The sequence below is a fragment of the Rugamonas rubra genome (assembly GCF_900114705.1).
Lineage (GTDB): Bacteria > Pseudomonadota > Gammaproteobacteria > Burkholderiales > Burkholderiaceae_D > Rugamonas > Rugamonas rubra.
Map to the genome: position 1 here is coordinate 277,541 of NZ_FOTW01000004.1, position 24,643 is coordinate 302,183.

Below are 24,643 nucleotides of genomic sequence, written 5' to 3' on the forward strand. Positions count from 1 at the left end.
TCGTAACCCCGGGGTCAGTGCCGACATTCGGACACGGCCTCAACCGTAGTGCCGGTTCCACGGGGATAGGAAGAGGCGGGGAGGCGCGAACCTCATCCGCTAATTGTTGAGCTCGTGTCCGAATGTCGGCACTGACCCCGGTTGTGCGGTGCAAAAGAAAAGGGCCGGATCTGGCGATCCGGCCCTTGTTCATTCCGTTGCCGCTGGCTCAGCCGCCGCTCTTGGCCGGCAGCGCCAGTTGCGGCTCGGCTTCGGCGGCGCACTCTGCCGTCGCCGGCTGGGCCTCGGCCTCGGCGGCCGGCTTGGGGCCGTGCGGCTGGCGCAGGTAGCGCGCCGTGTGGCGGTGGTGGCCGCTGCCGTGCGCCGGCCAGGTCAGGAAGCGCGACAGCTCCTGCAGCGCGCGCTGGTACACCTCGCGCTTGAACTCGATGACCACGTCGAGCGGCACCCAGTAGTCGTGCCAGCGCCAAGCGTCGAACTCGGGATGGTCGGTCAGCCGCAGGTTGACGTCGTTGTCGCGCGCACACATGCGCAACAGGAACCAAATCTGCTTCTGGCCGCGGTAGTGGCCGCGGATCTCGCGCTTGATGAAGTGGTCGGGCACCTCATAGCGCAGCCAGTCGCGCGTGCGGCCGACGATTTTGACGTGCTCCTGTCGTAGTCCGATCTCCTCCTCCAGCTCGCGGTACATCGCCTGCTCCGGCGTTTCCCCGTATTTGATGCCGCCCTGCGGAAATTGCCATGAGTGCTCGCGCACCCGCTTGCCCCACCACACCTCGTTTTGGGCGTTGAGCAGGATGATGCCGACGTTGGGCCGAAACCCTTCACGGTCGAGCATATTGCACCTCAAACTTTCTGCGACAGCGCGTCCCTCTTATATTTTTGCCCACAAATCCGCGCGCCGGCTGGGTTTTCGGGGTACGAAAACGGCCGGAACGCCATCAATTGATCGCATTTGTATAAAGTATGGACGCATCAGCCAGCTAATCCTTTAAAATTAGGTTGATTATAACCCTCTCTTTTTAAAAAGAATTCACCGTTATGCGCGCCTCCCGATTTTTTATTTCCACGCTTAAAGAAGCGCCGTCCGACGCCGAAATCGTCAGCCACCAGTTGATGATGCGCGCCGGCATGATCAAACGCCTCGGTTCCGGCATCTACACCTATATGCCGATGGGCCTGCGGGTGATCCGCAAGGTCGAGGCCATCGTGCGCGAGGAGATGAACCGCGCCGCCGGCATCGAGCTGCTGATGCCGCTGGTGCAGCCGGCCGAACTGTGGCAGGAGACCGGCCGCTGGGACAAGATGGGCGCCGAACTGCTGCGCCTGAAGGACCGCCATGGCCGCGAATTCGCCTTCCAGCCGACCTCCGAGGAGGTCATCACCGACGTGGTGCGCAGCGAGATCAAGTCCTACCGCCAGCTGCCGCTGAACTTCTACCACATCCAAACCAAGTTCCGCGACGAGCGCCGTCCGCGCTTCGGCCTGATGCGCGGCCGCGAGTTCACCATGAAGGACGCCTACTCCTTCGACCGCGACGCGGCCGGCATGCAGGCCTCCTACCAGGTGATGTTCGACGCCTACACGCGCATCTTCAACCGCTTCGGCCTGCAGTTCCGCGCCGTGGCGGCCGACAACGGCGCCATCGGCGGCTCCGGCTCGCACGAGTTCCACGTCATCGCCAGCACCGGCGAGGACGCGCTGGTCTACTGCCCCGACTCCGACTACGCCGCCAACATGGAGGCGGCCGAGGCGGTCGCCCCGGCCGCGCCGCGCGCCGCCGCCGGCGCCGCCCTGGTCAAGACCGCCACGCCGGACGCCACCAAGTGCGAGCAGGTGGCCGCCCAGCTGGGCCTGCCGTTGAGCCGGACCGTCAAGACGCTGGCGCTGACCGTCGACCTTGAGGCCGACGGCAAGACCACCCAGCAGCACTTCATGCTGCTGCTGCGCGGCGACCACGAGCTCAACGAGATCAAGGCCGGCAAGGTCGCCGGCCTGGCCAACCACCGCTTCTCCACCGAGGCGGAGATCCTCGACGTGTACGGCTGCGTGCCGGGCTACCTGGGCCCGATCGGCACCAAGGCGGCGGTCACCGTGGTGGCCGACCGCAGCGTCGCCAACATGGCCGACTTCGTCTGCGGCGCCAACGACGCCGGCTTCCACTACACCGGCGCCAACTGGGGCCGCGACGTGGCCGAGCCGGCCCTGGTGGCCGACCTGCGCAACGTCGTCGAGGGCGACGCCTCGCCGGACGGCAAGGGCGTGCTGGCCATCGAGCGCGGCATCGAGGTGGGCCACGTGTTCCAGCTCGGCACCGCCTACTCGGAGAGCATGAAGGCCACCTTCCTCGACGAGAACGGCAAACCGGCGCCGCTGCAGATGGGCTGCTACGGCATCGGCATCACCCGCATCCTGGGCGCGGCGATCGAGCAGAACTTCGACGACAAGGGCATCATCTGGCCGACCGCGCTGGCGCCGTTCGAGCTGGTGCTGTGCCCGATGGGGATGGACCGCAGCGAGATGGTCAAACAGGCCACCGAGCAGTTGTACGCCGACGCGCAGGCGGCCGGCATCGACGTCATCGTCGACGACCGCGGCCAGCGTCCGGGCGCCATGTTCGCCGACTGGGAGCTGATCGGCGTGCCGCACCGCGTCGTCATCGGCGAGCGCGGCCTGAAGGAAGGCAACCTGGAATACCAGGGCCGCCGCGATACCGAGGCCAGCGCCGTGCCGCTGGCCGAGATCATCGCCTTCGTCCAGGGCAAGATGCAGAAGTGATGCCGCGCGCGGTCCCCGCCGTCCGCGCGCCGGCGCCGCCGGCGCCTTGCTTGGCGCTGTTGGCGCTGGCGCTGGCCGGCGTCCTGCTGTGCGCGCCGGCGCGGGCCGGCAACCAGAAGGAGGAGGCGCTGGCCGACGCGGTGCGGCTGGCGCTGGCCAATTCGATCCGCGACAGCCGGCCGCCACGGCCGGCCTTCGCCAACGCGGCCGAGCGGCTGCGCTACCAGGACTGGCTGGCGCAGATGTCGCAGCGGCTGCGGCGCAAGCTGCCGGACCAGCAGGTGCGCGAGGAGTTCCTCGCCACCGCCTGGTACGAGGCCAAGCGCGCCGGCCTCGATCCGGCCATGGTGCTCGGCCTGATCCAGGTCGAGTCGGCCTACCGCAAGTACGCCGTCTCGATGGTCGGCGCGCGCGGCTACATGCAGGTGATGCCGTTCTGGACCAACGTGATCGGCGACCGCGACCGGCGCGCCCTGTTCGACATGCAAACCAACCTGCGCTACGGCTGCGCCATCCTGCGCATGTACATCGACATGGAGGCGGGCAACCTGTTCCTCGCCCTGGGCCGCTACAACGGCAGCCGGGGCCGGCCGGAGTACCCCAACGCCGTGCTGGCGGCCTGGAACAACTGGAAGCCCGCGGCGCCGCTGTAGGCGCGCCCGCCACGGCGTCGCGCCGCCACAAACCTTCAAACGAAAAAAATGCCCCCGTCGCGACGCGAGCGGGGGCACTTCGGCGCGGCCGTCGGGCCGCTGCGCTTATTTCAGATGGTCGGAAATGAGCTTGGTCATTTCGAACATGGACACTTGGGCTTTGCCGCCGAATACTGCTTTGAGCTTGTCGTCGGCATTGATCATGCGGCGGTTGGCCGGATCTTGCAGGTCGAGCTTTTTGATGTAGTCCCAGACCTTCTTGGTCACTTCGGTACGCGGCAGCGGCGTGGCGCCGACGACGGCGGCCAACACGGCGGAAGGCGTCATCTCTTTCATGAAAGCGGCGTTCGGCTTGCGCGGCGTTGCAGGAGCGGCTTTCTTGGCTGCGGCTGGTTTGGCGGGTGCTGCTTTTTTCACGGCTGCGGGTTTGGCGGCCGCGGCCTTTTTAGCTGGTTCTGCTGCTGGGGTTTTTTTGGCTGTTGCCATCTTCGAGCCTCCTTAACGAACACATGGAAAATTGCGCAATTGATCGCACGGCTAATATTGGTGGGGATTTACCGTGGATGCAAGTGTTTTTCGTTATTTTTCCCGCAAACGCCACGTAAATGGGGGCCGCGGCGCGCCCGTGCACCGCGAAAGGGCGTGGACACTGGCTTTTGCACGAAAAAACACCGCCGCGCAGGGGCTGCGGGGCGGTGTCGTCGGTCTTGTCGCCGTACTAATATAGAGGGCGAACAGCGGGCGCAAGGCGCCTAGCGCATGCCCGGCATCATGCCCTTCATCGAGCGCATCATCTTCATCATGCCGCCGCCGGAGAGCTTTTTCATCATGGTCTGCATCTGCTCGAACTGGGTCAGCATGCGGTTGACCTCCTGCACCTGGACGCCGGCGCCGGCGGCGATGCGGCGCTTGCGGGTGGCCTTGATCAGCTCCGGCTTGGCGCGCTCCTGCGGCGTCATCGAATCGATGATGCCGACCATGCGGCGCACCTGCTTGTCGGCCTGGTCCATGTTGGCGCCGCCGGCGGCCTGCTGGAACTGGGCCGGCAGCTTGTCGACCAGGCTGGCCATGCCGCCCATCTTCTTCATCTGGCCCAGCTGGGCCTTGAAGTCGTTCATGTCGAACTTGCCGCCGACCTTGATCTTCTGCGCCAGCTCGGCGGCCGCCTTGGTGTCGACGCCTTTGCGCGCCTCCTCGACCAGGGCCATGATGTCGCCCATGCCGAGGATGCGGTTGGCCATGCGCTGCGGATCGAAGGCCTCCAGGCCGTCGAGTTTTTCCGACACGCCGGCGAACTTGATCGGCTTGCCGGTGATGTGGCGCACCGACAGGGCGGCGCCGCCGCGGGCGTCGCCGTCGAGCTTGGTGAGCACGATGCCGGTCAGCGGCAGCGCGTCGTTGAAGGCCTTGGCGGTGTTGATGGCGTCCTGGCCGAGCATGGCGTCGACCACGAACAGGGTCTCGATCGGCTTGACGGCGGCGTGCACGGCGGCGATCTCGCGCATCATCTCCTCGTCGATGCCGAGGCGGCCGGCGGTGTCGATGATCAGCACGTCGTGGTAGTGCTTCTTGGCCCAGTCCAGCGCGGCCAGGGCGATGTCGACCGGCTTGTCGGCGGCGGTGGAGGGGAAGAAGTCGGCGCCGACCTGGGCGGTCACCGATTGCAGCTGGGCGATCGCGGCGGGACGGTAGACGTCGGCCGAGACGGTCAGCACCTTCTTCTTCTTTTCCTCCTTCAGGTACTTGGCCAGCTTGCCGACGGTGGTGGTCTTGCCGACGCCCTGCAGGCCGGCCATCAGGATGATCGCCGGCGGCTGCTGGGCGAAGCTGAGCTGGGAGGCCTCGGGGCCGAGGTCGGCGCCCATGATGGCGGCCAGCTCGCGCTGCACCACGCCGACCAGGGCCTGGCCCGGCGTCAGCGAGGAGATCACCTCCTCGCCCATGGATTTTTCCTTGACCTTGGCGATGAACTCGCGCACGGCCGGCAGGGCGACGTCGGCCTCGAGCAGGGCCAGGCGCACTTCGCGCAGCATCTCTGCGGTGTTGGCCTCGGTCAGGCGCGCCTCGCCGCGCATGGTCTTGACGACCTTGGCGAGGCGTTGGGTAAGATTATCTAGCATGGGGAAACCTGCAATCTGTCTGGGTGGGTGCCGGCGGCGGGCCGGACGATGGCCGCCATTTTACCCCATCGGGCAGGGGCCGGCGGCGCCAGTCCTGTTATCATTTCGCCTTTGGCCGTTGCGGTTTCCCGGGAGTGCGCATGAGAAGAGTGTGGCGTTGGCGCTGCTTGCTGTGGTGCGCCGCCCTGGGCGGCGCGCTGGCCGGCGGCGCCGCGCCGGCGGCCACCGTGCGCATGGGCTTCGGCGACAACCTGCCGCCCTACATCCTGGTCGAACAGGACGGCGGCATCGAGGTCGAGGTGGTGCGCGAGGCGCTGGCGCTGCGCGGCCACACGCTGCGCGCCGAGTACCTGCCGATGGGGCGCCTGCCGGTCGCCTACCGCAGCGGCCGGGTCGACGCCATCATGATGGACGTCGGCGAGGACATGGCCGGGCGCGGCCACTACGCCGAGCCGCCGGTGCTGTACGACAACGTGTTCTACACCCTGCGCGCGCGCAAGCTGCACATCGAGCGGCCCGAGCAGCTGCGCGGGCGCAGCATCATGGCCTTCGTCGGCGCCGCCAAGCGCTACCCGGAATGGCTGGGCGCGCTGAGCCGCTCGCCCGACTACGTCGAGCGCAACAACCAGGCGGCCCAGCCGCTGCTGCTGGCGCTGGGCCGCTACGACGTGGTGCTGAGCGACCGCACCATCTTCCAATACTATGTGTGGCAGCGGCGCGAGCGCGACCCGGCCTTCGTCATGCCGGCCGTCGACGAGCACGCCTTCACCCGCGCCGACCCGCGCGACTACCGGCCGGTGTTCCGCGACGCGCAACTGCGCGACGACTTCAACGCCGGCCTGGCGCAACTGCGCAAGAGCGGGCGCTACCGCGCCATCTACGGCAAGTACCGGGGCGAGTAGGGCGCGGCGGCGCCGACGCGGCGCCGGCCACGGCCACGGTTAGGGCAGCACCAGGCGCACGATGGCGGCGCCGCTGGCCACGGCGAAGCTGCCGGGGCCGGTGGCGACGATCGAGCTCGGGTGGTCGAGCTGGCCGGGCAGCGCGCCGAGGATGGTGCCGTGCTGGTCCAGCACGCCGGCCACCACGCTGCGCGCGCCGGCCGGCGTGGTGCGGTAGACCACGCCGTGCTTGGCGTCGGCCGTGTAGACGTTGCCGTCCGCCGCCGCGTTGAGGCCGGCCGGCAGGGCGGCGATGGTGCTCACCGCCGCCTTGGCGTCGATCTTGCGGAAGCCGTCGCCGTCGCGCAGGAACAGGTTGCCGTCGGCGTCGATGCCGGCCAGCGCGGGATGGTTGAAGCGGGCCGCCGCGCCGACGCCGTCGCGCTGCCGCGGTTCGCTGGCGGCCGCCTCGGGCACGCCGGCCAGCAGCACCAGGCGCTGGCCGTCGAGCACCTGGTAGACCGCGCCGCCCAGCCAGCGCTGCTGGCCGATGCCGGCCGGCTGCAGCGAGACGTAGACCTTGCCGTCGCGGCTGACGGCGATGCCGCTGGGCGCGCCGGCGTCGGACTTGGCCAGCGTGCTGACGGTGCCGTCCGGCGCGGTTTTGCGCAGCACCAGCGAGGAGGGCGCGAAGATGGCCTGCACCACGCCGCCGGTGCCTTCGATCGAATACACGTTGCCGGCGCCGTCGGCGCCCAGCATGCCGGGCGCGAAGTAGCGCGCCGCCGCGCCCCGGCCGTCGACGCCGTAGCCCTCGTTGTCGTCGGCCAGGCCGGCCAGCGGCGCCAGCGCGCCGTCGCTGCCGACGCGGTGCAGCATGCCGTTGCTGGCGATCAGCATCGTGCCGTCGGCCGCCAGGCGCAGCGGCTTGGCGCCGATATCGCGCTGGAACGGGTAGCCGGCGCGGCTGTGCTCGCTGAACAGGGTGGTGATCCGGCCGCCGCTGATCTGACGCAGCTTGTATTCGCTGCCGCCGAAGCCGCGCCCGCCGTCGGCCAGCAGGATGTCGCCGTTGCTGCGCACGGCCAGGCCGAGCACCCGCCCCACGCCGACCTCGGCCAACGTGCCGTCGCGGCCGTCGGACATCGGGTCGCGGCGCGCCAGCACGCTGAGCTTGCCGTCCGGCGTGACCCGGCTGATGCTGGCGTCTCTGATGGCATACACGTCGCCGTTCGGCGCCAGCGCGATGTCGTCGCGCAGATAGTCGTTGCCGCCGCCGTAGGCGCTGCCTTGGACCAGCGCGACCCGGCCGTCGGCCGCCATGCGGGCCAGCGCGCCGGGCGCGGCGATGTAGACCACGCCGCCGCTGGCGGCGGCGATGCGGCCGGCGCCGGCCAAGTCGCGCTCCAGCGTGGCCAGCGTGCGGATGGCGCCGTCGGCGCCCAGCAGGCGGACGTGGACGCCCTGGGCACCGCCATCGAGCAGGTAGACCTTGCCGTCGGGCGCCACGCTGACGCTGCGCACGCCCTCGACGCGGGCGTGGGCGCGGTCGCCGTCGACGTGGCCGGGGGCCGCGTTGGTCAGCGTGGTCACCACACCGTCCTTGTCGACCTTGCGCACGGCGCCGGTCTGGCCATAGGCGGCGTCGGCCACGTAGAAGCCGCCGGCGGCGTCGCCGGCGAAATCGACGATATCGGCGAAGCGGGCGTCGGCACCCTTGCCGTCGAGCAGGAAACGGCCGCCGGTGTTGCCGGCGATGGCGCTCAGACCGGCCGGTGCGGCGACCGTGGCCGGTGCGGCGACCGTGGCCGCCGCGCCGCCGCCGCCGCCGCCCCCGCCGCAGGCCGCCACGCCGAGCGCCAACGCCAGGGCGCAGGCGCGGCGGGCCAGTTGTGGAAGGGAGGGTTTGGTTTGCTTCGTCATCATCTACCTTTGTTTCGTGCGTTCGCGCGCGTGTTGAATCAGTCAATATTGACTGTTGTGAATTTTTAAAAACTTGCCATTATGCACTTTTTCAACATGGATAAATACACACAATGTCACGCCGGCGCGGCGCGGGCGGACCGGCGATAGGCAAGCGCGCCCGGGCTTGGTATGATCGGTGCACCTTTGCAACACCCACTTGGAGAGAGCGCGGATGAAACTCGTATCGATAGGCAAGACCCTGACCCTGGCAGCGTTGTCGACTGCGTTGTTGGCCGCCGGCGCGGCGCGGGCGCAGGACGTGGTGCGCCTCGGCAACCTGAAGTTCGCCCACTACGGCGCCGTCGCCTACATCAAGGAGATCGCCCCCAAGTGCGGCATCAAGGTCGAGGAGCACATCTTCGCCAAGGGGCTCGACGTGATGCAGGCGATCATCGCCGGCGAGCTCGACGTCGGCACCACCGCCTCCGAGGCGGCCATCTCCGGCCGCGCCGGCGGCGCGCCGATCTTCATCGTGGCCGGCTTCGCCAAGGGGGGCGCGCGGCTGGTCGGCCGCGCCGACCTCAAGCTCAAGAGCATCAAGGACCTGAAGGGCAAGCGGGTCGGCGTGACGCGCGGCGGCATCCAGGAGGTGCTGTTGCTGGCCGAGTTGCAGCAGAACGGCCTGACGGTGTCGGACCAGCCGGGCAAGGACGTGCAACTGGTGTTCCTCGCCTACGCCGATTTGAACCAGGCGCTGCTGGGCAAGAACATCGACGCCATGATGCAGTCCGAGCCGCAATCGTCGCAGGCCATCAACAAGGGCTTCGGCAACGAGATCGTCAAGCCTTACGACACGCCGATCGGCGAGCCGGTGCGCACCATGGTGATGACCGAGAAGTTCTACAAGGACAAGCGGCCGGTGGCCGAGAAGTTCATGCGCTGCTTCGTCGAGGCGACCAAGACCTTCATCGACAACAAGGCGATCGCCGAGAAGTACGTGCGCGAGACGGTGTTCAAGGGCCAGCTCACCAAGGACGACTTCGACGACGCCATCGGCAACTCGCCGTACTCCTACGACATCAGCCCCGAGCACATCCAGACCACCACCGACGTGATGGTCAAGACCGGCGTCGGCAAGATGAGCAAGCCGCCAGTGGCCAAGGACTGGGTCAAGACCGACCTGCTCGACGCCGCCAAGAAGAGTCTGAACGTCAAGTAGGTGGCCAAGCGGCGCTACATACATATATAAGTAGCACTAATAAGAAGGGCGGCGCCGTAAGCGCCGCTTATCACTCGCTAATCACAGGCCGCCGCGCGGCGGCAGGGGAGTCTGCATGGCAAATTCGAAGTGGCGCGAGGTCGGCGTCGGCCTGGTCGTCCCGGTCGTGGTGGTGGCCCTGTGGCAGGCGGCGGCGATGGCCGGCCTGGTCAATCCGCAGGTGCTGCCGTCGCCGCTGGCGGTGCTGGAGAAGTGGATCGCCTACCTGCTGCCGATGCAACCCTATGATCCGGCGGCCGGCTCCTGGCTGCTGTGGGCCGTCTCCGGCGAGCTGATCACCGACTCCATCGGCAGCCTGTACCGCGTGGTGCTCGGCTTCGTCATCGGCGCCGGCCTGGCCCTGCCGCTCGGCCTGGCGATGGGCGCCCAGCCGCGCGTCTATGCCTGGCTCAACCCGCTGGTGCAACTGCTGCGGCCGATCCCGCCGATCGCCTACATCCCCCTGTCTATCCTCTGGTTCGGCCTGGGCAACCCGCCGGCCGTGTTCCTGATCGCCCTGGGCGCCTTCTTCCCGGTGCTGATGAACACCATCGCCGGGGTGCGCCAGGTCGACGGCATCTACCTGCGCGCCGCGCGCAACCTGGGCGCCTCCGGCTCGACCATGTTCCTGCGGGTGATCCTGCCGGCCGCCGTGCCGTACATCCTGTCGGGCGTGCGCATCGGCATCGGCACCGCCTTCATCGTCGTCATCGTCTCGGAGATGATCGCCGTCAACAACGGCCTGGGCTTCCGCATCCTCGAGGCGCGCGAATACTTTTGGTCGGACAAGATCATCGCCGGCATGATCAGCATCGGCCTGATCGGCCTGGCCATCGACGTCGCCATGAACAAACTCAACAACCACTTGCTGCGCTGGCACCGCGGCCTGGAGAACCAATGAGCGCAGCCCACATCACCATCGCCGGCGTCAACAAGGTCTTCAAGACCGACAGCCGCGAGGTCGTCGCCCTCAAGGACATCAACCTCGACATTCCGCAGGGCCAGTTCGTCTGCCTGCTCGGCCCCTCGGGCTGCGGCAAGTCGACCCTGCTCAACGCGGTGGCCGGCTTCGCGCCGCCCTCGTCCGGCCAGATCCGCGCCGACGGCAAGCTGGTCACCGGCCCCGGCCCCGAGCGCGGCATGGTGTTCCAGGAATACGCGCTGTTCCCCTGGATGACGGTGGAGAAGAACATCGCCTTCGGCCTGGAGATCAAGGGCCTGGCGCCGGCGCAGATCGACGCCAAGGTCGACCAGCTGCTGCAGATGCTGTCGCTGGGCGACTTCAAGACGCGCTTCCCCAAGGACCTGTCGGGCGGCATGCGCCAGCGCGTCGCCATCGCCCGCGTGCTGGCGCTCGACTCGCCGATCATGCTGATGGACGAACCGTTCGGCGCGCTCGACGCGCTGACCCGGCGCAACCTGCAGGACGAGCTGCTGCGCATCTGGTCCGAGTTAAAGAAGACGATCATCTTCGTGACCCACTCGATCGAGGAGGCGATCTACCTGGCCGACCGCATCGTCGTCATGACCTACCGCCCCGGCACCGTCAAGCGCGACATCCTGGTCGACCTGCCGCGCCTGCGCGACCCGGCCTCGGCCGAGTTCAACGCCCTCAAGCGCGAGCTGGGCCAGTTGGTGATGGAGGAGCAGCAGCGCCACCACAACGACGAGATCCGCGTCGCCGCCATCGACTAGGCGGCTTGGGATTGAGCGTTGACCCCGCACCCCGGACGCCGGGGTCAGACTCCCCGCCTTGGCGCCATGCGGGGTCTGACCCCTGCCAGCCGCATTGCGGGGTGGCGGCCGGCACGGCGCGAAAAGCGCGGCGGAGCGCACACGCCCGCCCTTGTGGTGTAAACTTCGCCTATGCAGACCATCCTCCTCATCGCAGCCGCCGCGCTGTACCTCGTTTGTGCCCTGTTGCCCGCGCGCCAGGGCGCCCTGATCACCGCCGTCACCGGCCTGGCCTGGCTGGTGCACGGCGTCGCCCTGTGGTTCGACGTGCTGGCGCCCGGCACCCTGCGCATCGGCTTCGCCACCATGCTGTCGTCGGCGCTGTGGGTCTCGGTCTGCGCCTACTGGGTGGAGAACCGCAACTTCAGCCTGGACGGCCTGCGCCGCCTGGTCATGCCCAGCGCCGCCCTGTCGGTGGCGCTGCAGGCGCTGTTCCCCGGCGTGTTGGTGACGCTGGAGGGCAAGTCCGGCATGTTCGGCTGGCACATCGCCATCGCCATCATGGCCTACAGCAGCCTGACCATCGCCGCCTTCCACGCCGTGCTGATGGCGCTGCAGGAGTCGCGCCTGCACACCCGCACCGAGGGCGGCGGCTTCCTGGCCGGCGCGTTGGACCAGCTGCCGGCCCTGCTGACGATGGAGAAATTGCTGTTCCGCCTGATCGGCTTCGGCTTCGTGCTGCTCAGCCTGACCGTCCTGTCGGGCATCGTGTTTTCGGAACAATTGTTCGGCCAGGCCCTGAAATGGGACCACAAGTCGGTCTTCACCATGCTGTCCTGGCTGCTGTTCGCGGCCCTGTTGGCCGGCCGCCGCTTCCGTGGCTGGCGCGGCAAGACCGCGCTCAGCTTCACCCTGGCCGGTTTCGCCACCCTGCTGCTGGCCTACGTCGGCAGCCGGTTCGTGTTTGAAGTGGTCTTGCATCGGGGATTGGCATGACGCGCATCTTGTTCTGGCTGGGCCTGGTTTTCCTGGTCATGTTCGCCATCCGTACCAAATTGCAGGGCGGCCGTCCGCCGCAGCCGCGCCGCCAGGCGCCGCCGCCGGACGCGGAGCGGGGCGGCGCGGCGCGCGGCCGCCGCGCCGCCGCCGAGATCGAAACCATGCTGTGCTGCGCCCACTGCGGCATCTACTACCCGGCCTCGGAGACGGTGCAGGCCAAGGGCCTGGACTACTGCAGCGCCGCGCACGCCCGCCTGCCGGCTCCCTGACGGTGGTCGCGCGCCTGCAGGCCTTGTCGGCAGCAACGCGCGAGACCTTCTGGCGCTCCCTGCAAACGCTCAACGGCACGCGGGTGGCAATCGCCTTGGTGCTGCTGGTCTACCTCAGCGTCGACCAGGCCGGCCACGGCGCGCGCGGCGGCGCCGACCCGCTGTACGGCCGCGTCTGCGTCGCCTACCTGCTGCTGGCGCTCGGCTTCGCCCTGACCACGCTGTATGTGCGGCGCCGCTTCCTGCTGCAGTTGATGGCGCAGATCGTCTGCGACCTGGCGCTGATCTCGCTGCTCTACCTGGCCGCCGGCGGCGCCCGCAGCGGCCTGGCCATCCTCTACCTGTTCCCCCTGGCCGGCGTGGCGATCCTGGCGCCGCTGCTGCTGGCGCTGTTCTGCGCCGCCCTGGTCACCCTGTTCGTGCTGGGCGAGAGCATCTACCGCACCCTGCTGCTCGACGGCGAGACGGCGCTGCTGCAGGCCGGCCTGTACTGCGCCGCCTTCTTCGCCGCCGTGCTGGTGGTCAACCGCATGGCGGCCCGCCTGATCGGCCAGGAGGCGCTGGCGCTGCAACGCGGCGTCGAGATCGACGTGCAGCAGGCCGTCAACCGCCTGGTGATGGCCACGGTGGGCGACGGCATCCTGGTCATCGGGCCGGACGGCGAGGTCTTGGCCGGCAACCCGGCGGCCCAGCAGATGCTCGGCCTGGCCGCGCTCGAGGGGCTCGACGGCACCGCCCGGCCGCGCCTGGCCGACGCGGCGGCGCTGCAGCCGCTGGCCCAGGCCTACGCCCGCTGGCGCGCCGCGCCGGCGCAGGACAGCGCCTTCGTCACCATCAAGCCCTACCACGACAACGCGCTGCAGGGCGTGACGGCGGCCTGGCGCGCGCGGCGCGACCTGCTGGCCCACCTCAAGCTGCGCTTCGCGGCGGTCGACACCAGCGGCCTGGACACCGAACGCAGCGTGATCTTCCTGCAGGACGTCGGCGGCATCGAGAACCGCGCCCAGGAGCTCAAGCTGGCCTCGATGGGCCGGCTCACCGCCAGCATCGCCCACGAGGTGCGCAACCCGCTGTCGGCCATCGGCCACGCCACCGCGCTGCTGGCCGAGGACCTGGCCGGCGCCGGCCAGCAGCGCCTGCTGCAGATCGTCGGCGACAACGTGGCCCGCGTCAACCGCATGGTCGAGGACATCCTGCAACTGTCGCGCAAGGTGCAGCCGCACGGCGAGCCGCTGGCGCTGGCCGCCTTCCTGGCCGAGCTCAAGGCCGAGTTCGACGCCGGCCACGGCCTGGCGGCCGAACTGCTGCGGCTCGACGTGGCCGCCGGCGCGGCGGTGCGCTTCGACCCGCTGCACCTGCGCGAGGTGGTGCTCAACCTGCTCAACAACGCGGTGCGCTACGCCAGCGGCGGCCCGGCCAGCATCCGCCTGTATCTGATTAGCGACAACGGCCGCCGCCTCGAATTGCACGTGCAGGACGACGGCCCGGGCATCACGCCCGAGGTGAGGGCGCATTTGTTCGAACCGTTCTACACCACCTCGAGCAAGGGCACCGGACTGGGCTTGTATCTGGCGCGCGAACTGTGCTTGAATAACGAAGCGATGCTCGACTACGAGTACCGCTTCGACGCCGACGGCGAGACCGCCGGCGCCGTCGGGGCCGAGGCCGGCGCCGACGGCCGCCGTTCCAGCGGCCGCTTCGTCGTCACCTTCGCCCGGCCGGCCGCGGCGGCCGTGCCGGTCGCCTGAGCGCGCCACAGTAAAGGAAGTGCCATGACCGCTGTCCGCGCCTGTCCCCGCGTCCTGGTCGTCGACGACGAGGCGGACCTGCGCGAGCTGCTCGAGATCACCCTGGTGCGCATGGGCCTCGACGTCGACAGCGCCGCCACCCTGGCGCAGGCGCGCGCCCTGCTGCCCGAGCACGACTACGCGCTGGTGCTGACCGACATGCGCCTGCCCGACGGCCTCGGCCTGGAGCTGGTGCGCGAGGTGGTGGCCGCCTACAAGAACACCCCGATCGCCGTCGTCACCGCCTTCGGCAGCGCCGACAACGCCGTCGTCGCGCTCAAGGCCGGCGCCTTCGACTACGTCTCCAAGCCGGTGGCGCTGGACCAGCTGCGCCTGATGGTGCAGTCGGCGCTGCGCCTGAACGCGCCGGCCGCCGAGGCGCCGGCGCCGCCGGCCGCCAGTCGGCTGAAGGGCGACTCGGCGGTGATCCAGGCGCTGCGCGCGCAGATCGCCCGGCTGGCCCGCTCGATGGCGCCGATCGCCATCCACGGCGAGTCCGGCAGCGGCAAGGAGCTGGCCGCGCGCGAGATCCACGCGCAAAGCTCGCGCGCCGGCAAGCCCTTCGTCGCCGTCAACTGCGGCGCCATCCCCGAGGCGCTGATGGAGGCCGAGTTCTTCGGCTACCGCAAGGGTGCCTTCACCGGCGCCGCCGAGGAGCGCGACGGCTTCTTCCAGGCCGCCAACGGCGGCACCCTGCTGCTCGACGAGGTGGCCGACCTGCCGCTGGCGATGCAGGTCAAGCTGCTGCGCGCCATCCAGGAGCGGCGCGTGCGCAAGCTCGGCGCCACCGCCGAGGAGCCGGTCGACGTGCGCATCATCAGCGCCACCCACCAGGACCTGGCGCAGTGCGTCGAGAGCGGGCGCTTCCGCCAGGACCTGTTCTACCGCCTCAACGTCATCGAGCTGCAACTGCCGCCGCTGCGCGAGCGGCTCGACGACCTGGGGCCGCTGACCGACGCCATCCTGGCCCGCCTGGGCAGCTTCGCCCAGCGCGTGGTGCTGGCGCCGCAGGTGCTCGAGGCGCTGCGCGGCTACGCCTTCCCCGGCAACGTGCGCGAGCTGGAGAACATCCTCGAGCGCGCGCTGGCCTTCTCCGACGACGGCGTCATCGAGGTGGCCGACTTGGCGCTGAAGGCCGCGCGGCCGGCCGAGGGCGGCGCCGGCGCCACCGCCGGCGCCACCGCCGGCGCGCCGCCCGCCGGGACAGCCTCGGCGCCGGCCGCCGGCCCCGCCGCCGCCCAGGCAGCCCAGCCAGCCCAATCCGCCCAGCTGGGCGCGTCGTCGTGCGCCGCCGAACCGGCCGCGCCGCCGCTGCTTGCGCTGGAGGCGCTGCCGGCCAGCCTGCCCGACTACCTGCACCAGATCGAGCGCGACATCATCGTGCGCGCGCTGGCGCAGACCCAGTACAACCGCACCCAGGCGGCCCAGCTGCTCGGCATCAGCTTCCGCCAGCTGCGCTACCAGATGCAAAAGCTGGGCATCCAGGAGCCGGAGACCTGAGCCATTCAATGAACCTTCCGACGCCCAATCCAACGCCCAATCCAACGCCCAATTCGATGAACACTTCGACCAGCAATCCGCCACCGTCCGCGCCGCTGCTGCTCGGCGCCGACGGCTGGTGCGCCGGCGCGCGCCGCTACGATTCGCCCCATTTCGACGCCCGTCCGGACGGCGCCGGCATCAGCCTGCTGGTGGTGCACAACATCAGTTTGCCGGCCGGGCGCTTCGGCGGGCCGCACGTGTCCGACTTGTTGACCGGCCGCTTAGACTATAATGCCGATCCCTCCCTGGCCGGCCTGCGCGGGTTGCGGGTGTCCAGCCACTTCTTCATCCGGCGCGACGGCCGCCTCGTGCAATATGTTTCTTGCAACGACAAGGCGTGGCACGCCGGCGTCTCGATGTTCCACGGCCGCGAGCGCTGCAACGAGTTTTCCATCGGCGTCGAGCTGGAGGGGACGGACGATCTGCCCTTCGAGCCGGCCCAGTACGCCACCCTGGCGGCGCTGACCCTGGCACTACAGGAGCGCTATCCGCTGCGCGACGTGCAGGGCCACGAACACATCGCGCCGGGCCGCAAAACCGACCCGGGGCCGTGTTTTAGTTGGGAAAAATACATTGTTTCATGGATGCATCTGCTTAAGGAAAAGGCAAGCGGGGCCGATGCGTTAGTATGTGCTAACCGGGAGCTGCGCTTCCCGGTTGGCCTGCCGGAAAGTCAATAGGAATATTCCCGCTTTGAACAAAATTTCCGCTTGTCTTGGGCATTTTTGAACACTACAATCAGTGTATCGATTCACGCAATTCACTAAATGTAGTGGTCAAACATGTCAAAGGTTCACCGAACGCTCAGCTGTCCGCCACTAGCCCACCGAACCGATTTCTAATCCTTTTTGTCGCTGTCACCCCAGCCCGCAGCTAGGCTGGGCGCTTCATTTTGGCCTTTTTTACACAACAACTAGCCGCGCAGTACGACTGCACGCTGTTATCCCGGGGAGCTTAAATGCAATCTACACAAGACACTTCCATCCATCCAGCGCCGGTATCGCCAGCGTCTGCGAGCGCGGCAAGCGGCCACACCACGGCGGCGAGCCTGCTCGGCGATTACCGCATCCTGCGCCGCAACGGCGCCGTCGTCGCTTTCGAGCCGTCGAAGATCGCCATCGCCATGACCAAGGCCTTCCTCGCCGTCACCGGCGGCCAGGGCGCCGCCTCGGCCCGCGTGCGCGAGTTGGTGGAACAGCTGACCGCCGGCGTGGTCGCGGCGTTGGTGCGCCGCCAGCCGGGCGGCGGCACCTTCCACATCGAGGATGTGCAGGACCAGGTGGAATTGTCCTTGATGCGCTCGGGTGAGCACGACGTCGCGCGCGCCTACGTGTTGTACCGCGCCAAGCACATGGAAGAGCGCCGCGCGCAGAAGGAGGCGCTGGGCGCCGCCGCGCAGATCGACGCGCCGCAGATCCACGTCATCGAAAACGGCCAACGCCGCGTGCTCGACATGCAACTGGTGCGCGACCTGATCGCCGCCGCCTGCGTCGGTCTGGAGAAACACGTCGACGCCGACGCCATCCTGGCCGAGACCGTCAAGAACCTGTACGACGGCGTGCCCGTCGAAGAGCTGCACAAGTCCGCCATCCTGGCCGCCCGCGCGCTGATGGAGAAGGACCCGGCCTACTCGCAGGTGACCGCCCGCATTCTGCTGCACACCATCCGCAAGGAAGTGTTCGGCAAAGAGGTGCCGCAGGCCGCCGCCGCCGCCGCCTACGTCGAATACTTCGGCAGCTACATCGCCAACGGCATCAAGGAAGAGCTGCTCGACGCCAAACTGGCCGAGTTCGACCTGGCCCGCCTGGCCAAGGCCCTGGTCGCCGACCGCGACCTGCAGTTCGGCTACATCGGCCTGCAGACCCTGTACGACCGCTACTTCCTGCACGTGCGCGACATCCGCATCGAAATGCCGCAGGCCTTCTACATGCGCGTGGCGATGGGCCTGGCCCTCAACGAGAGCGACCGCGAGGCGCGCGCCATCGAGTTCTACCACCTGCTGTCGTCGTTCGACTTCATGAGCTCGACCCCGACCCTGTTCAACTCCGGCACCCTGCGCTCGCAGCTGTCGTCGTGCTACCTGACCACCGTCTCGGACGACCTGGAAGGCATCTACGACGCCATCAAGGAAAACGCGCTGCTGGCCAAGTTCGCCGGCGGCCTGGGCAACGACTGGACCCCGGTGCGCGCGCTGGGCGCCCACATCAAGGGCACCAACGGCAAATCGCAGGGCGTGGTGCCCTTCCTGAAAGTGGTCAACGACACCGCCGTCGCGGTCAACCAGGGCGGCAAGCGCAAGGGCGCCGTCTGCGCCTACCTGGAAACCTGGCACATGGACATCGAGGAGTTCCTCGACCTGCGCAAGAACACCGGCGACGACCGCCGCCGCACCCACGACATGAACACGGCCAACTGGATTCCCGACCTGTTCATGAAGCGCGTGATGGAAAAGGCCGACTGGACCCTGTTCTCGCCTAGCGACGCGCCGGACCTGCACGACCTGGTCGGCAAGGCCTTCGAGAAGGCCTACCTGGGCTACGAAGCCAAGGCCGCCGCCGGCGAGATCCGCGTCAGCAAGAAGATCGCCGCGCTCGACCTGTGGCGCAAGATGCTGTCGATGCTGTTCGAGACCGGCCACCCGTGGATCACCTTCAAGGACCCGTGCAACATCCGCTCGCCGCAGTCGCACGTCGGCATGGTGCACAGCTCCAACCTGTGCACCGAGATCACCCTCAACACCGGTCCGGACGAGATCGCCGTCTGCAACCTGGGCTCGGTCAACCTGCCGGCCCACATGAAGGAAGGCAAGCTCGACCACGTCAAGCTGCAAAAGACCGTCCGCACCGCCATGCGCATGCTCGACAACGTGATCGACATCAACTACTACGCCGTCGACAAGGCGCGCAACTCGAACATGCGCCACCGTCCGGTCGGCATGGGCGTGATGGGCTTCCAGGACTGCCTGCACATGATGCGCGTGCCGTTCTCGTCGGACACGGCGGTGGCCTTCGCCGACACCTCGATGGAAGCGGTGTGCTACTACGCCTACCTGTCCTCGACCGAGCTGGCCGAGGAACGCGGCCACTACGCCTCGTACAAGGGCTCGCTGTGGGACCGCGGCATCCTGCCGCAGGACTCGGTCAAGCTGCTGGCCGAAGAACGCGGCGGCTACCTGGAGGTCGACGGCTCGTCGGCGATGGACTGGACCCCGGTGCGCGACCGCATCAAGCAGTTCGGCATGCGCAACTCGAACTGCGTGGCGATCGCCCCGACGGCGACCATCTCGAACATCATCGGCGTGTCGGCCTGCATCGAGCCGACCTTCCAGAACCTGTACGTCAAGTCCAACCTGTCGGGCGAGTTCACCGAAATCAACGCCTACCTGGTGCGCGACCTGAAGGCGCGCGACCTGTGGGACGAGGTGATGATCTCCGACCTGAAGTACTTCGACGGTTCGCTGGCCAAGATCGACCGCATCCCGCAAGACCTGCGCGACATCTACGCCACCGCCTTCGAAGTGTCGCCAAGCTGGCTGGTGGAGGCCGCCTCGCGCCGCCAGAAGTGGATCGACCAGGCCCAGTCGCTGAACATCTACATGGCCGGCGCCTCCGGTAAGAAACTCGACGAGACCTACAAGCTGGCCTGGCTGCGCGGTCTGAAGACCACCTACTACCTGCGCACCATCGCCGCCACCCACATGGAGAAGTCGACCTCCAAGACCGGCGCGTTGAACGCCGTGTCGGTCGACGGCGGCATGTCGGCCAGCGCGCTGGCGACCCAGGCGGCCGGTGTGGCCGCCGCCGCCGCGGCCCAGGCCGAAGCCGACGGCGCCGCCTGCTACCTGCGTCCGGGCGACGACGGTTTCGAGGAATGCGAAGCCTGCCAGTAATGAAGTAAATCGGCAGTAAAGCGCCGCCGCCCGGCCCCGGCCGGCGGCGCTAAAATATACACCTAGAACCGACCCGGCCCCGCCGGGCGCTTCTTTTTACAGAACACGCCGGCGCCCCGCCGGCCATAGGAAGGAACACCACCATGTTGTCTTGGGATGATGAAGCCACGTCGGCCGCCGCGCCGCGTCCAGCCAACCAAACGCCGCTCGGCACCGCCGAGCCGACCACCGGCCTCGGCATCGCCGGCGAGGCCAACGCCGAACAAGTCGCGCTGCGCGTCAACGCCGACGACAAGCGCATCATCAACGGCAAGACCGACGTCAACCAACTGGTGCCCTTCAAGTACAAATGGGCCTGGGACAAATACCTGGCCGGCTGCGCCAACCACTGGATGCCGCAAGAGGTCAACATGCAGCGCGACATCGAGCTGTGGAAGAACCCGAACGGCCTGACCGACGACGAGCGCCGCCTGGTCAAGCGCAACCTGGGCTTCTTCGTCACCGCCGACTCGCTGGCCGCCAACAACATCGTGCTGGGCACCTACCGCCACATCACGGCGCCGGAATGCCGCCAGTACCTGCTGCGCCAGGCCTTCGAGGAGGCCATCCACACCCACGCCTACCAGTACATCGTCGAATCGCTGGGCCTGGACGAGGGCGAGATCTTCAACGCCTACAACGAGGTCAAGTCGATCCGCGACAAGGACGAGTTCCTGATCCCCTTCATCAACACCCTGACCGACCCGGCCTTCGCCACCGGCACGGTGGAAAACGACCAGAAGCTGCTGAAGTCGCTGATCGTCTTCGCCTGCCTGATGGAAGGCCTGTTCTTCTACGTCGGCTTCACCCAGATCCTGGCGCTGGGCCGGCAGAACAAGATGATGGGCGCCGCCGAGCAGTACCAGTACATCCTGCGCGACGAGTCGATGCATTGCAATTTCGGCATCGACCTGATCAACACGATCAAGATGGAGAACCCGCTGCTGTGGACGCCGGCCTTCCGCGAGGAGATCAAGGTGCTGTTCCTCAAGGCCGTCGACCTGGAATACGCCTACGCCGAAGACACCATGCCGCGTGGCGTGCTGGGTCTGAACGCGCCGATGTTCAAGGGCTACCTGCGCTTCATCGCCAACCGCCGCGCCCAACAGATCGGCCTGGAGACCTTGTTCGACCAGGAAGAGAACCCGTTCCCGTGGATGAGCGAGATGATCGACCTGAAGAAGGAGCGCAACTTCTTTGAGACCCGCGTCACCGAATACCAGACCGGCGGCGCGCTGAACTGGGACTAAGCATCGGCCAGCGCCGCCGCGCGCGGCGGCCGGCCACACTGCCAACCCGGCGCCTCGGCGCCGGGTTTTTTTTATGCCCGCGCGGCGCGCCGACACGTCGAAGAAAACCGGCGGCAGACATCGAGGGTCAGACCCTCAGGGTCTGACCCTGGCTCTTCGGCCTTGGATTTTGCCCGCGTCACCGGCGCCTTGATTGCGGCGCTTTTTCCGCGCGCGCGCCGCCGCGCGCCAGTGTTCATGCGCCGTCCGCGCGCACCGCTGCGGCAATCCGCTTGCCAATACCTTCCCCGTGTCTCATAATCGCGACGAATTTGAAAACAGAGCAGAGTAGAGAAGGACGTGGCGTGTGCCGCGTCGGACGGCGCGCCGCGATCGGCGCGGCGGCCCGCGCCGAAGCGGGCGCGATCGCATACACCCAGGCGGCAATTGGTGCGCTTTGACGCGGCGGTTTTTTTCGCCGCGCCCGGCGGCGCCAAAAACCGCGCCGATGGCGCGGCGACCCAGCGTCGCGGCGGCGGCTGCGACGACGACGCAGCGCGCCGGGCGCCGCGGCCGGCGGACGTATGCTGCAAAAAAGCGTTGAATAGTTGCCGTGCTGGTTGCGTACAAGTAAGGTTTTCGTGTACTTTACGAGATTGTAATAGTGTGTTTGTGAAAGCGGCGTAACACGAACCGCGCAGCACGCTGGAAGATCGAAAAAATGGGAACGAGATTCGCACAGATATGCACAAGTCCACACCGTTTTTTTTCGGCCGCCTTGCCTGATTGAGTTCAGGCCGGGCGGTTTTTTCTTTGAAAATTAAAACGGTGCAGTGACAACGACGTCGGTGACGGTGCTGAGCGCACGCCCGAAAAACCGCGAGACGTCGCGACAAGATTCAGACAAGGCCGCCAGTCCGCAACAGGGCGGCGGCCCAAGTCGATGGCTGAAGCGCTGCAATACGTGAGCAATTGCAGCAGTTCAGCTGGTGCCGAATTCATTAGCGCAAACCCTTGGTTTGCGCCGATGAATAATTCGCCTGGCCCAATCCTGGGCTGGACGGGTTTTAATCTTGTGCGTGATTTTTTCCCATCCCAGATGAAGGAGAGACAAAAATGGCTACAGCCGCTAAGAAATCCGAAGTAAAGAAACCAGCCGCCAAGGCCGCCCCTGCCGCTAAAAAGCCGGTAGTCGCAGCCAAGGCCGCTGCCAAGCCAGCCGCGAAAGCCGCAGCAAAACCAGCCGCAAAACCAGCAGTGAAAGTAGCAGTCAAAGCAGCCGCCAAGCCAGCCGCAAAAGCAGCGGTGAAAGCCGTCGCCAAGCCGGCGGCAAAAGCCAAGCCGGCAGCGAAAGTCGCCGCCAAGCCAGCGGTGAAAGCCGCTGCGAAGCCGGCCGTCAAAGCCAAGGCAGCAGCCAAACCGGTGGCCAAAAAAGCCGCCGCAGCCAAGCCAGCCGTCAAGGCCAAGGCAGCAGCCAAGCCAGCAGTGAAAGCCAAGGCAGCGGCCAAGCCGGTCGCCAAAAAAGCCGCAGCCAAGCCAGTCGCCAAAAAAGCGGCAGCCAAACCTGCAGTGAAAGCCAAAGCCGCCGCCAAGCCGGTCGCCAAGGCCAAGGTCGCCGCCAAGCCGGTCGCGAAAAAAGCCGCCGCCAAACCAGCAGCCAAAGCCAAAGCCGCCGCCAAGCCGGTCGCCAAAGCCAAGGTCGCCGCCAAGCCGGTCGCCAAGAAAGCCGCCGCCAAGCCAGCAGCCAAAGTGAAAGCCGCCGCCAAGCCGGTCGCCAAAGCCAAGGTCGCCGCCAAGCCGGTTGCCAAGAAAGCCGTCGCCAAACCAGCCGCCAAGGTCGCAGCGAAACCGGTAGCCAAAGCCGCCGCCAAGCCAGCAGCCAAAGCCGCCGCCAAACCGGCAGCGAAAAAACCGGTCGTCAAAGCTGTCGCCAAGGCGGGCGCCAAGGCAGCAGCTAAACCAGCCGTCAAAGTTGCAGCAGCCAAGCCGGCTGCAAAGGCTGCGGCTAAGCCAGCGGCAAAAAAGCCGGTAGCTAAGGCCGCCGCCAAGCCAGCCGCTACTCCAGCAGCCAAGCCAGCAGCAGCCAAGCCAGCAGCCGTAGCCAAGCCAGTAGCAGCGGCCAAGCCGGCAGCAGCCAAGCCGGTCGCCAAGAAAGCCGCCGCCAAACCGGTGGCCGCTCCGGCGCCAGTGGTAGCAGCACCAGCTGCAGCAGCCGCACCTGCGGCAGCGGCACCGGTCGCAGCAGCCAAGCCAGCAGTGAAAAAAGCCGCCGCGCCGAAGAAGGCCGCAGTCGCCAAACCGGCACCCGCAGTCGCCGCAACGCCAGCCGCGAAGACCGTGCTGGCGCCGGCCGCCGCTTGGCCTTTCCCAACCAGCACGCGCCCATCCTAAGCAAATACTTAGGTGCCTGCTGAGGCAAGCTGCCGCTGTGTGAGACAATCACACAGCGGCTTTTTTTTGGAGGGACCTCGTGCTTAGTATTGTTATGTTGATTGTCGATGCCATCGCCACCCTGTTGGGCGGGGCATTGCTGTTGCGCTTCTGGATGCAGGCTATCCGCGTTAGGCCGCCGTCGTCGGTCGCCCAATTCACTTTCCAATTGTCGGACTGGCTGGTGCGCCCGTTGCGCCGCGTCGTGCCGGGCGTCGGCGGCTACGACTGGGCCAGCCTGATCGGCGCCTTCCTTATCGTGCTGCTGGCCACCTCGGTGTTGTTCGTCGCCGGTTGGACCGTGCACGCCGTGCTGATGCAGGCGCTGCAGCGCTTCCTGCAGTGGATACTCTACGGCTTCATGGCGCTGCTGGTGGTCGAGGCCATCTTCAGCTGGGTCAACCCGCACGCGCCGCTGGCGCCGTTCGTGCGCGCGCTCAACGAGCCGCTGCTCAGCCCGCTGCGCCGCGTCGTGCCGCTGGTCGGCAATCTGGACCTGTCGTTGCTGGTGGCCTTGATCCTGTTGCAGATCGCCCAGTTGGTGCTGGGGATGCTGTTTAGCGGTCTATGAAGCCAGCTTGGTGCTCAGCGCTGCCGGGCGGAGTCCGCCTGGCGGTGCAAATTCAGGCCAACGCCAAGAAGACCGAGGTGATCGGCGTGTTGGAAGACGCGCTGAAGATCAAGCTGCACGCGCAGCCGATCGAAGGCAAGGCCAACGAGGCGTTGATCCGCTTCCTGGCCGATGCCCTGTCCGTGCCGAAGAGCGCGATCGCGCTGACGCACGGACAAACGAACAAACGCAAGCTGCTGGAGCTGTCCAGCAGCAAACTGACGCCGGAGAGCGTGGCGAAACTGCTGCTGGGCGAGCCATAAGCGAGCCGGCAGCGTCCATTTTGTTGATAACCTGGAGGTGGCATGATGAAACGATCGATCCTATTTTGTGGCGTGGCCTTGTTGGTGCTGAGCGGCTGCGCCAGCCAGCCGACTTACGAGTGGGGCAAGTACGAGCAGTCGCTGTTCGGCCCGGACGCGGCGCCCGCCGCGCCGGCGCCGGCGCGCTAAGGCCCGCCGCCACCGCGTCCGCCTTCGCGGCGCAACGCGAAAGCCCCGACCGCATCGCTGCGGCCGGGGCTTTTTTACTTGCGGGACTCGGCGGCGCCAGGCAAACCCGGGTAGGGCGGGGTCAGACT

At 67.4% G+C, this 24,643-nt stretch carries 22 protein-coding genes; 17 read left to right on the forward strand and 5 right to left on the reverse strand.

The features are described from left to right. Positions 1-208 precede the first annotated feature (208 nt). Positions 209-838, reverse strand: a complete 630-nt coding sequence (locus BM252_RS01280) for an RNA pyrophosphohydrolase (protein WP_093382540.1) — start codon at positions 836-838, stop codon at positions 209-211. A 203-nt stretch (positions 839-1,041) separates the two neighbouring features. Between BM252_RS01280 and BM252_RS01285 the strand changes: the two genes are divergently transcribed. Both BM252_RS01285 and BM252_RS01290 read left to right on the forward strand, forming a co-directional pair. Further along, positions 1,042-2,778 carry a proline--tRNA ligase gene (locus tag BM252_RS01285; RefSeq protein WP_093382543.1) on the forward strand — a complete coding sequence of 579 codons (1,737 nt, stop codon included), beginning with the start codon at positions 1,042-1,044 and terminating at the stop codon, positions 2,776-2,778. Then, positions 2,778-3,431, forward strand: coding sequence for a lytic transglycosylase domain-containing protein (locus BM252_RS01290; protein WP_093382545.1), 654 nt, complete (start codon positions 2,778-2,780; stop codon positions 3,429-3,431). Before BM252_RS01285 ends, BM252_RS01290 begins: the two co-directional genes overlap by 1 nt. Positions 3,432-3,536: 105 nt before the next feature. Here BM252_RS01290 and BM252_RS01295 read toward each other — a convergent pair whose 3' ends face one another. Together BM252_RS01295 and ffh are read right to left on the reverse strand one after the other, a co-directional pair. After that, positions 3,537-3,917 (reverse strand): SWIB/MDM2 domain-containing protein, encoded by a 381-nt coding sequence (locus BM252_RS01295; RefSeq protein ID WP_093382548.1) that lies wholly within the window; start codon positions 3,915-3,917, stop codon positions 3,537-3,539. A 266-nt stretch (positions 3,918-4,183) separates the two neighbouring features. Beyond that, positions 4,184-5,551, reverse strand: a complete 1,368-nt coding sequence (ffh, locus tag BM252_RS01300) for a signal recognition particle protein (RefSeq protein WP_093382551.1) — start codon at positions 5,549-5,551, stop codon at positions 4,184-4,186. Positions 5,552-5,691: 140 nt separating this feature from the next. Here ffh and BM252_RS01305 point away from each other — a divergent pair, with 140 nt between their 5' ends. Then, positions 5,692-6,453 (forward strand): substrate-binding periplasmic protein, encoded by a 762-nt coding sequence (locus tag BM252_RS01305; protein WP_093382553.1) that lies wholly within the window; start codon positions 5,692-5,694, stop codon positions 6,451-6,453. A gap of 39 nt (positions 6,454-6,492) precedes the next feature. On the opposite strand, the gene BM252_RS30810 is transcribed toward BM252_RS01305, so the two are convergent. Beyond that, positions 6,493-8,358, reverse strand: a complete 1,866-nt coding sequence (locus tag BM252_RS30810; RefSeq protein ID WP_093382556.1) for an NHL repeat-containing protein — start codon at positions 8,356-8,358, stop codon at positions 6,493-6,495. A 211-nt stretch (positions 8,359-8,569) separates the two neighbouring features. Between BM252_RS30810 and BM252_RS01315 the strand changes: the two genes are divergently transcribed. The 10 genes from BM252_RS01315 (at position 8,570) to BM252_RS01360 (ending at position 21,044) form a co-directional block, all read left to right on the forward strand. Further along, entirely contained in the window at positions 8,570-9,556 is a 987-nt protein-coding gene (locus tag BM252_RS01315; protein WP_093382558.1) for an ABC transporter substrate-binding protein, read from the forward strand. A gap of 115 nt (positions 9,557-9,671) precedes the next feature. Next, complete coding sequence (locus tag BM252_RS01320; RefSeq protein ID WP_093382561.1) at positions 9,672-10,496, forward strand: ABC transporter permease; 825 nt, start codon at positions 9,672-9,674, stop codon at positions 10,494-10,496. Continuing rightward, entirely contained in the window at positions 10,493-11,290 is a 798-nt protein-coding gene (locus BM252_RS01325) for an ABC transporter ATP-binding protein (RefSeq protein WP_093382563.1), read from the forward strand. Before BM252_RS01320 ends, BM252_RS01325 begins: the two co-directional genes overlap by 4 nt. A 171-nt stretch (positions 11,291-11,461) precedes the next feature. Beyond that, entirely contained in the window at positions 11,462-12,265 is an 804-nt protein-coding gene (locus BM252_RS01330; protein ID WP_093382565.1) for a cytochrome C assembly family protein, read from the forward strand. After that, complete coding sequence (locus tag BM252_RS01335; RefSeq protein ID WP_093382567.1) at positions 12,262-12,537, forward strand: PP0621 family protein; 276 nt, start codon at positions 12,262-12,264, stop codon at positions 12,535-12,537. Before BM252_RS01330 ends, BM252_RS01335 begins: the two co-directional genes overlap by 4 nt. Before the next feature lie 2 nt (positions 12,538-12,539). Beyond that, entirely contained in the window at positions 12,540-14,285 is a 1,746-nt protein-coding gene (locus tag BM252_RS01340) for a sensor histidine kinase (protein WP_093382570.1), read from the forward strand. Between the two features lie 24 nt (positions 14,286-14,309). Then, complete coding sequence (locus BM252_RS01345; protein ID WP_093382572.1) at positions 14,310-15,824, forward strand: sigma-54-dependent transcriptional regulator; 1,515 nt, start codon at positions 14,310-14,312, stop codon at positions 15,822-15,824. Positions 15,825-15,880: 56 nt separating this feature from the next. After that, positions 15,881-16,546 carry a 1,6-anhydro-N-acetylmuramyl-L-alanine amidase AmpD gene (gene ampD, locus BM252_RS01350; protein WP_093382575.1) on the forward strand — a complete coding sequence of 222 codons (666 nt, stop codon included), beginning with the start codon at positions 15,881-15,883 and terminating at the stop codon, positions 16,544-16,546. Positions 16,547-16,824: 278 nt separating this feature from the next. After that, a complete protein-coding gene (locus tag BM252_RS01355; protein WP_093382579.1) occupies positions 16,825-19,755 on the forward strand; it encodes a ribonucleoside-diphosphate reductase subunit alpha in 2,931 nt (976 codons plus the stop codon). A gap of 143 nt (positions 19,756-19,898) precedes the next feature. Continuing rightward, entirely contained in the window at positions 19,899-21,044 is a 1,146-nt protein-coding gene (locus BM252_RS01360) for a ribonucleotide-diphosphate reductase subunit beta (RefSeq protein ID WP_093382581.1), read from the forward strand. Between the two features lie 1,046 nt (positions 21,045-22,090). Here BM252_RS01360 and BM252_RS31375 read toward each other — a convergent pair. Then, positions 22,091-22,603 (reverse strand): hypothetical protein, encoded by a 513-nt coding sequence (locus BM252_RS31375; protein ID WP_217429855.1) that lies wholly within the window; start codon positions 22,601-22,603, stop codon positions 22,091-22,093. Here BM252_RS31375 and BM252_RS31380 point away from each other — a divergent pair. From BM252_RS31380 to BM252_RS30815, 4 genes are all read left to right on the forward strand, one after another. Further along, positions 22,593-23,414, forward strand: coding sequence for a hypothetical protein (locus tag BM252_RS31380; protein WP_217429856.1), 822 nt, complete (start codon positions 22,593-22,595; stop codon positions 23,412-23,414). The genes BM252_RS31375 and BM252_RS31380 overlap by 11 nt on opposite strands. A 94-nt stretch (positions 23,415-23,508) precedes the next feature. Further along, a complete protein-coding gene (locus BM252_RS01370; RefSeq protein ID WP_093382587.1) occupies positions 23,509-24,024 on the forward strand; it encodes a YggT family protein in 516 nt (171 codons plus the stop codon). Beyond that, positions 24,021-24,326 (forward strand): DUF167 domain-containing protein, encoded by a 306-nt coding sequence (locus BM252_RS01375; RefSeq protein ID WP_093382589.1) that lies wholly within the window; start codon positions 24,021-24,023, stop codon positions 24,324-24,326. The genes BM252_RS01370 and BM252_RS01375 overlap by 4 nt, the downstream gene beginning before the upstream one ends. Before the next feature lie 42 nt (positions 24,327-24,368). Next, a complete protein-coding gene (locus BM252_RS30815; protein ID WP_174900377.1) occupies positions 24,369-24,515 on the forward strand; it encodes a murein transglycosylase A family protein in 147 nt (48 codons plus the stop codon). The last annotated feature ends 128 nt before the right edge of the window (positions 24,516-24,643 follow it).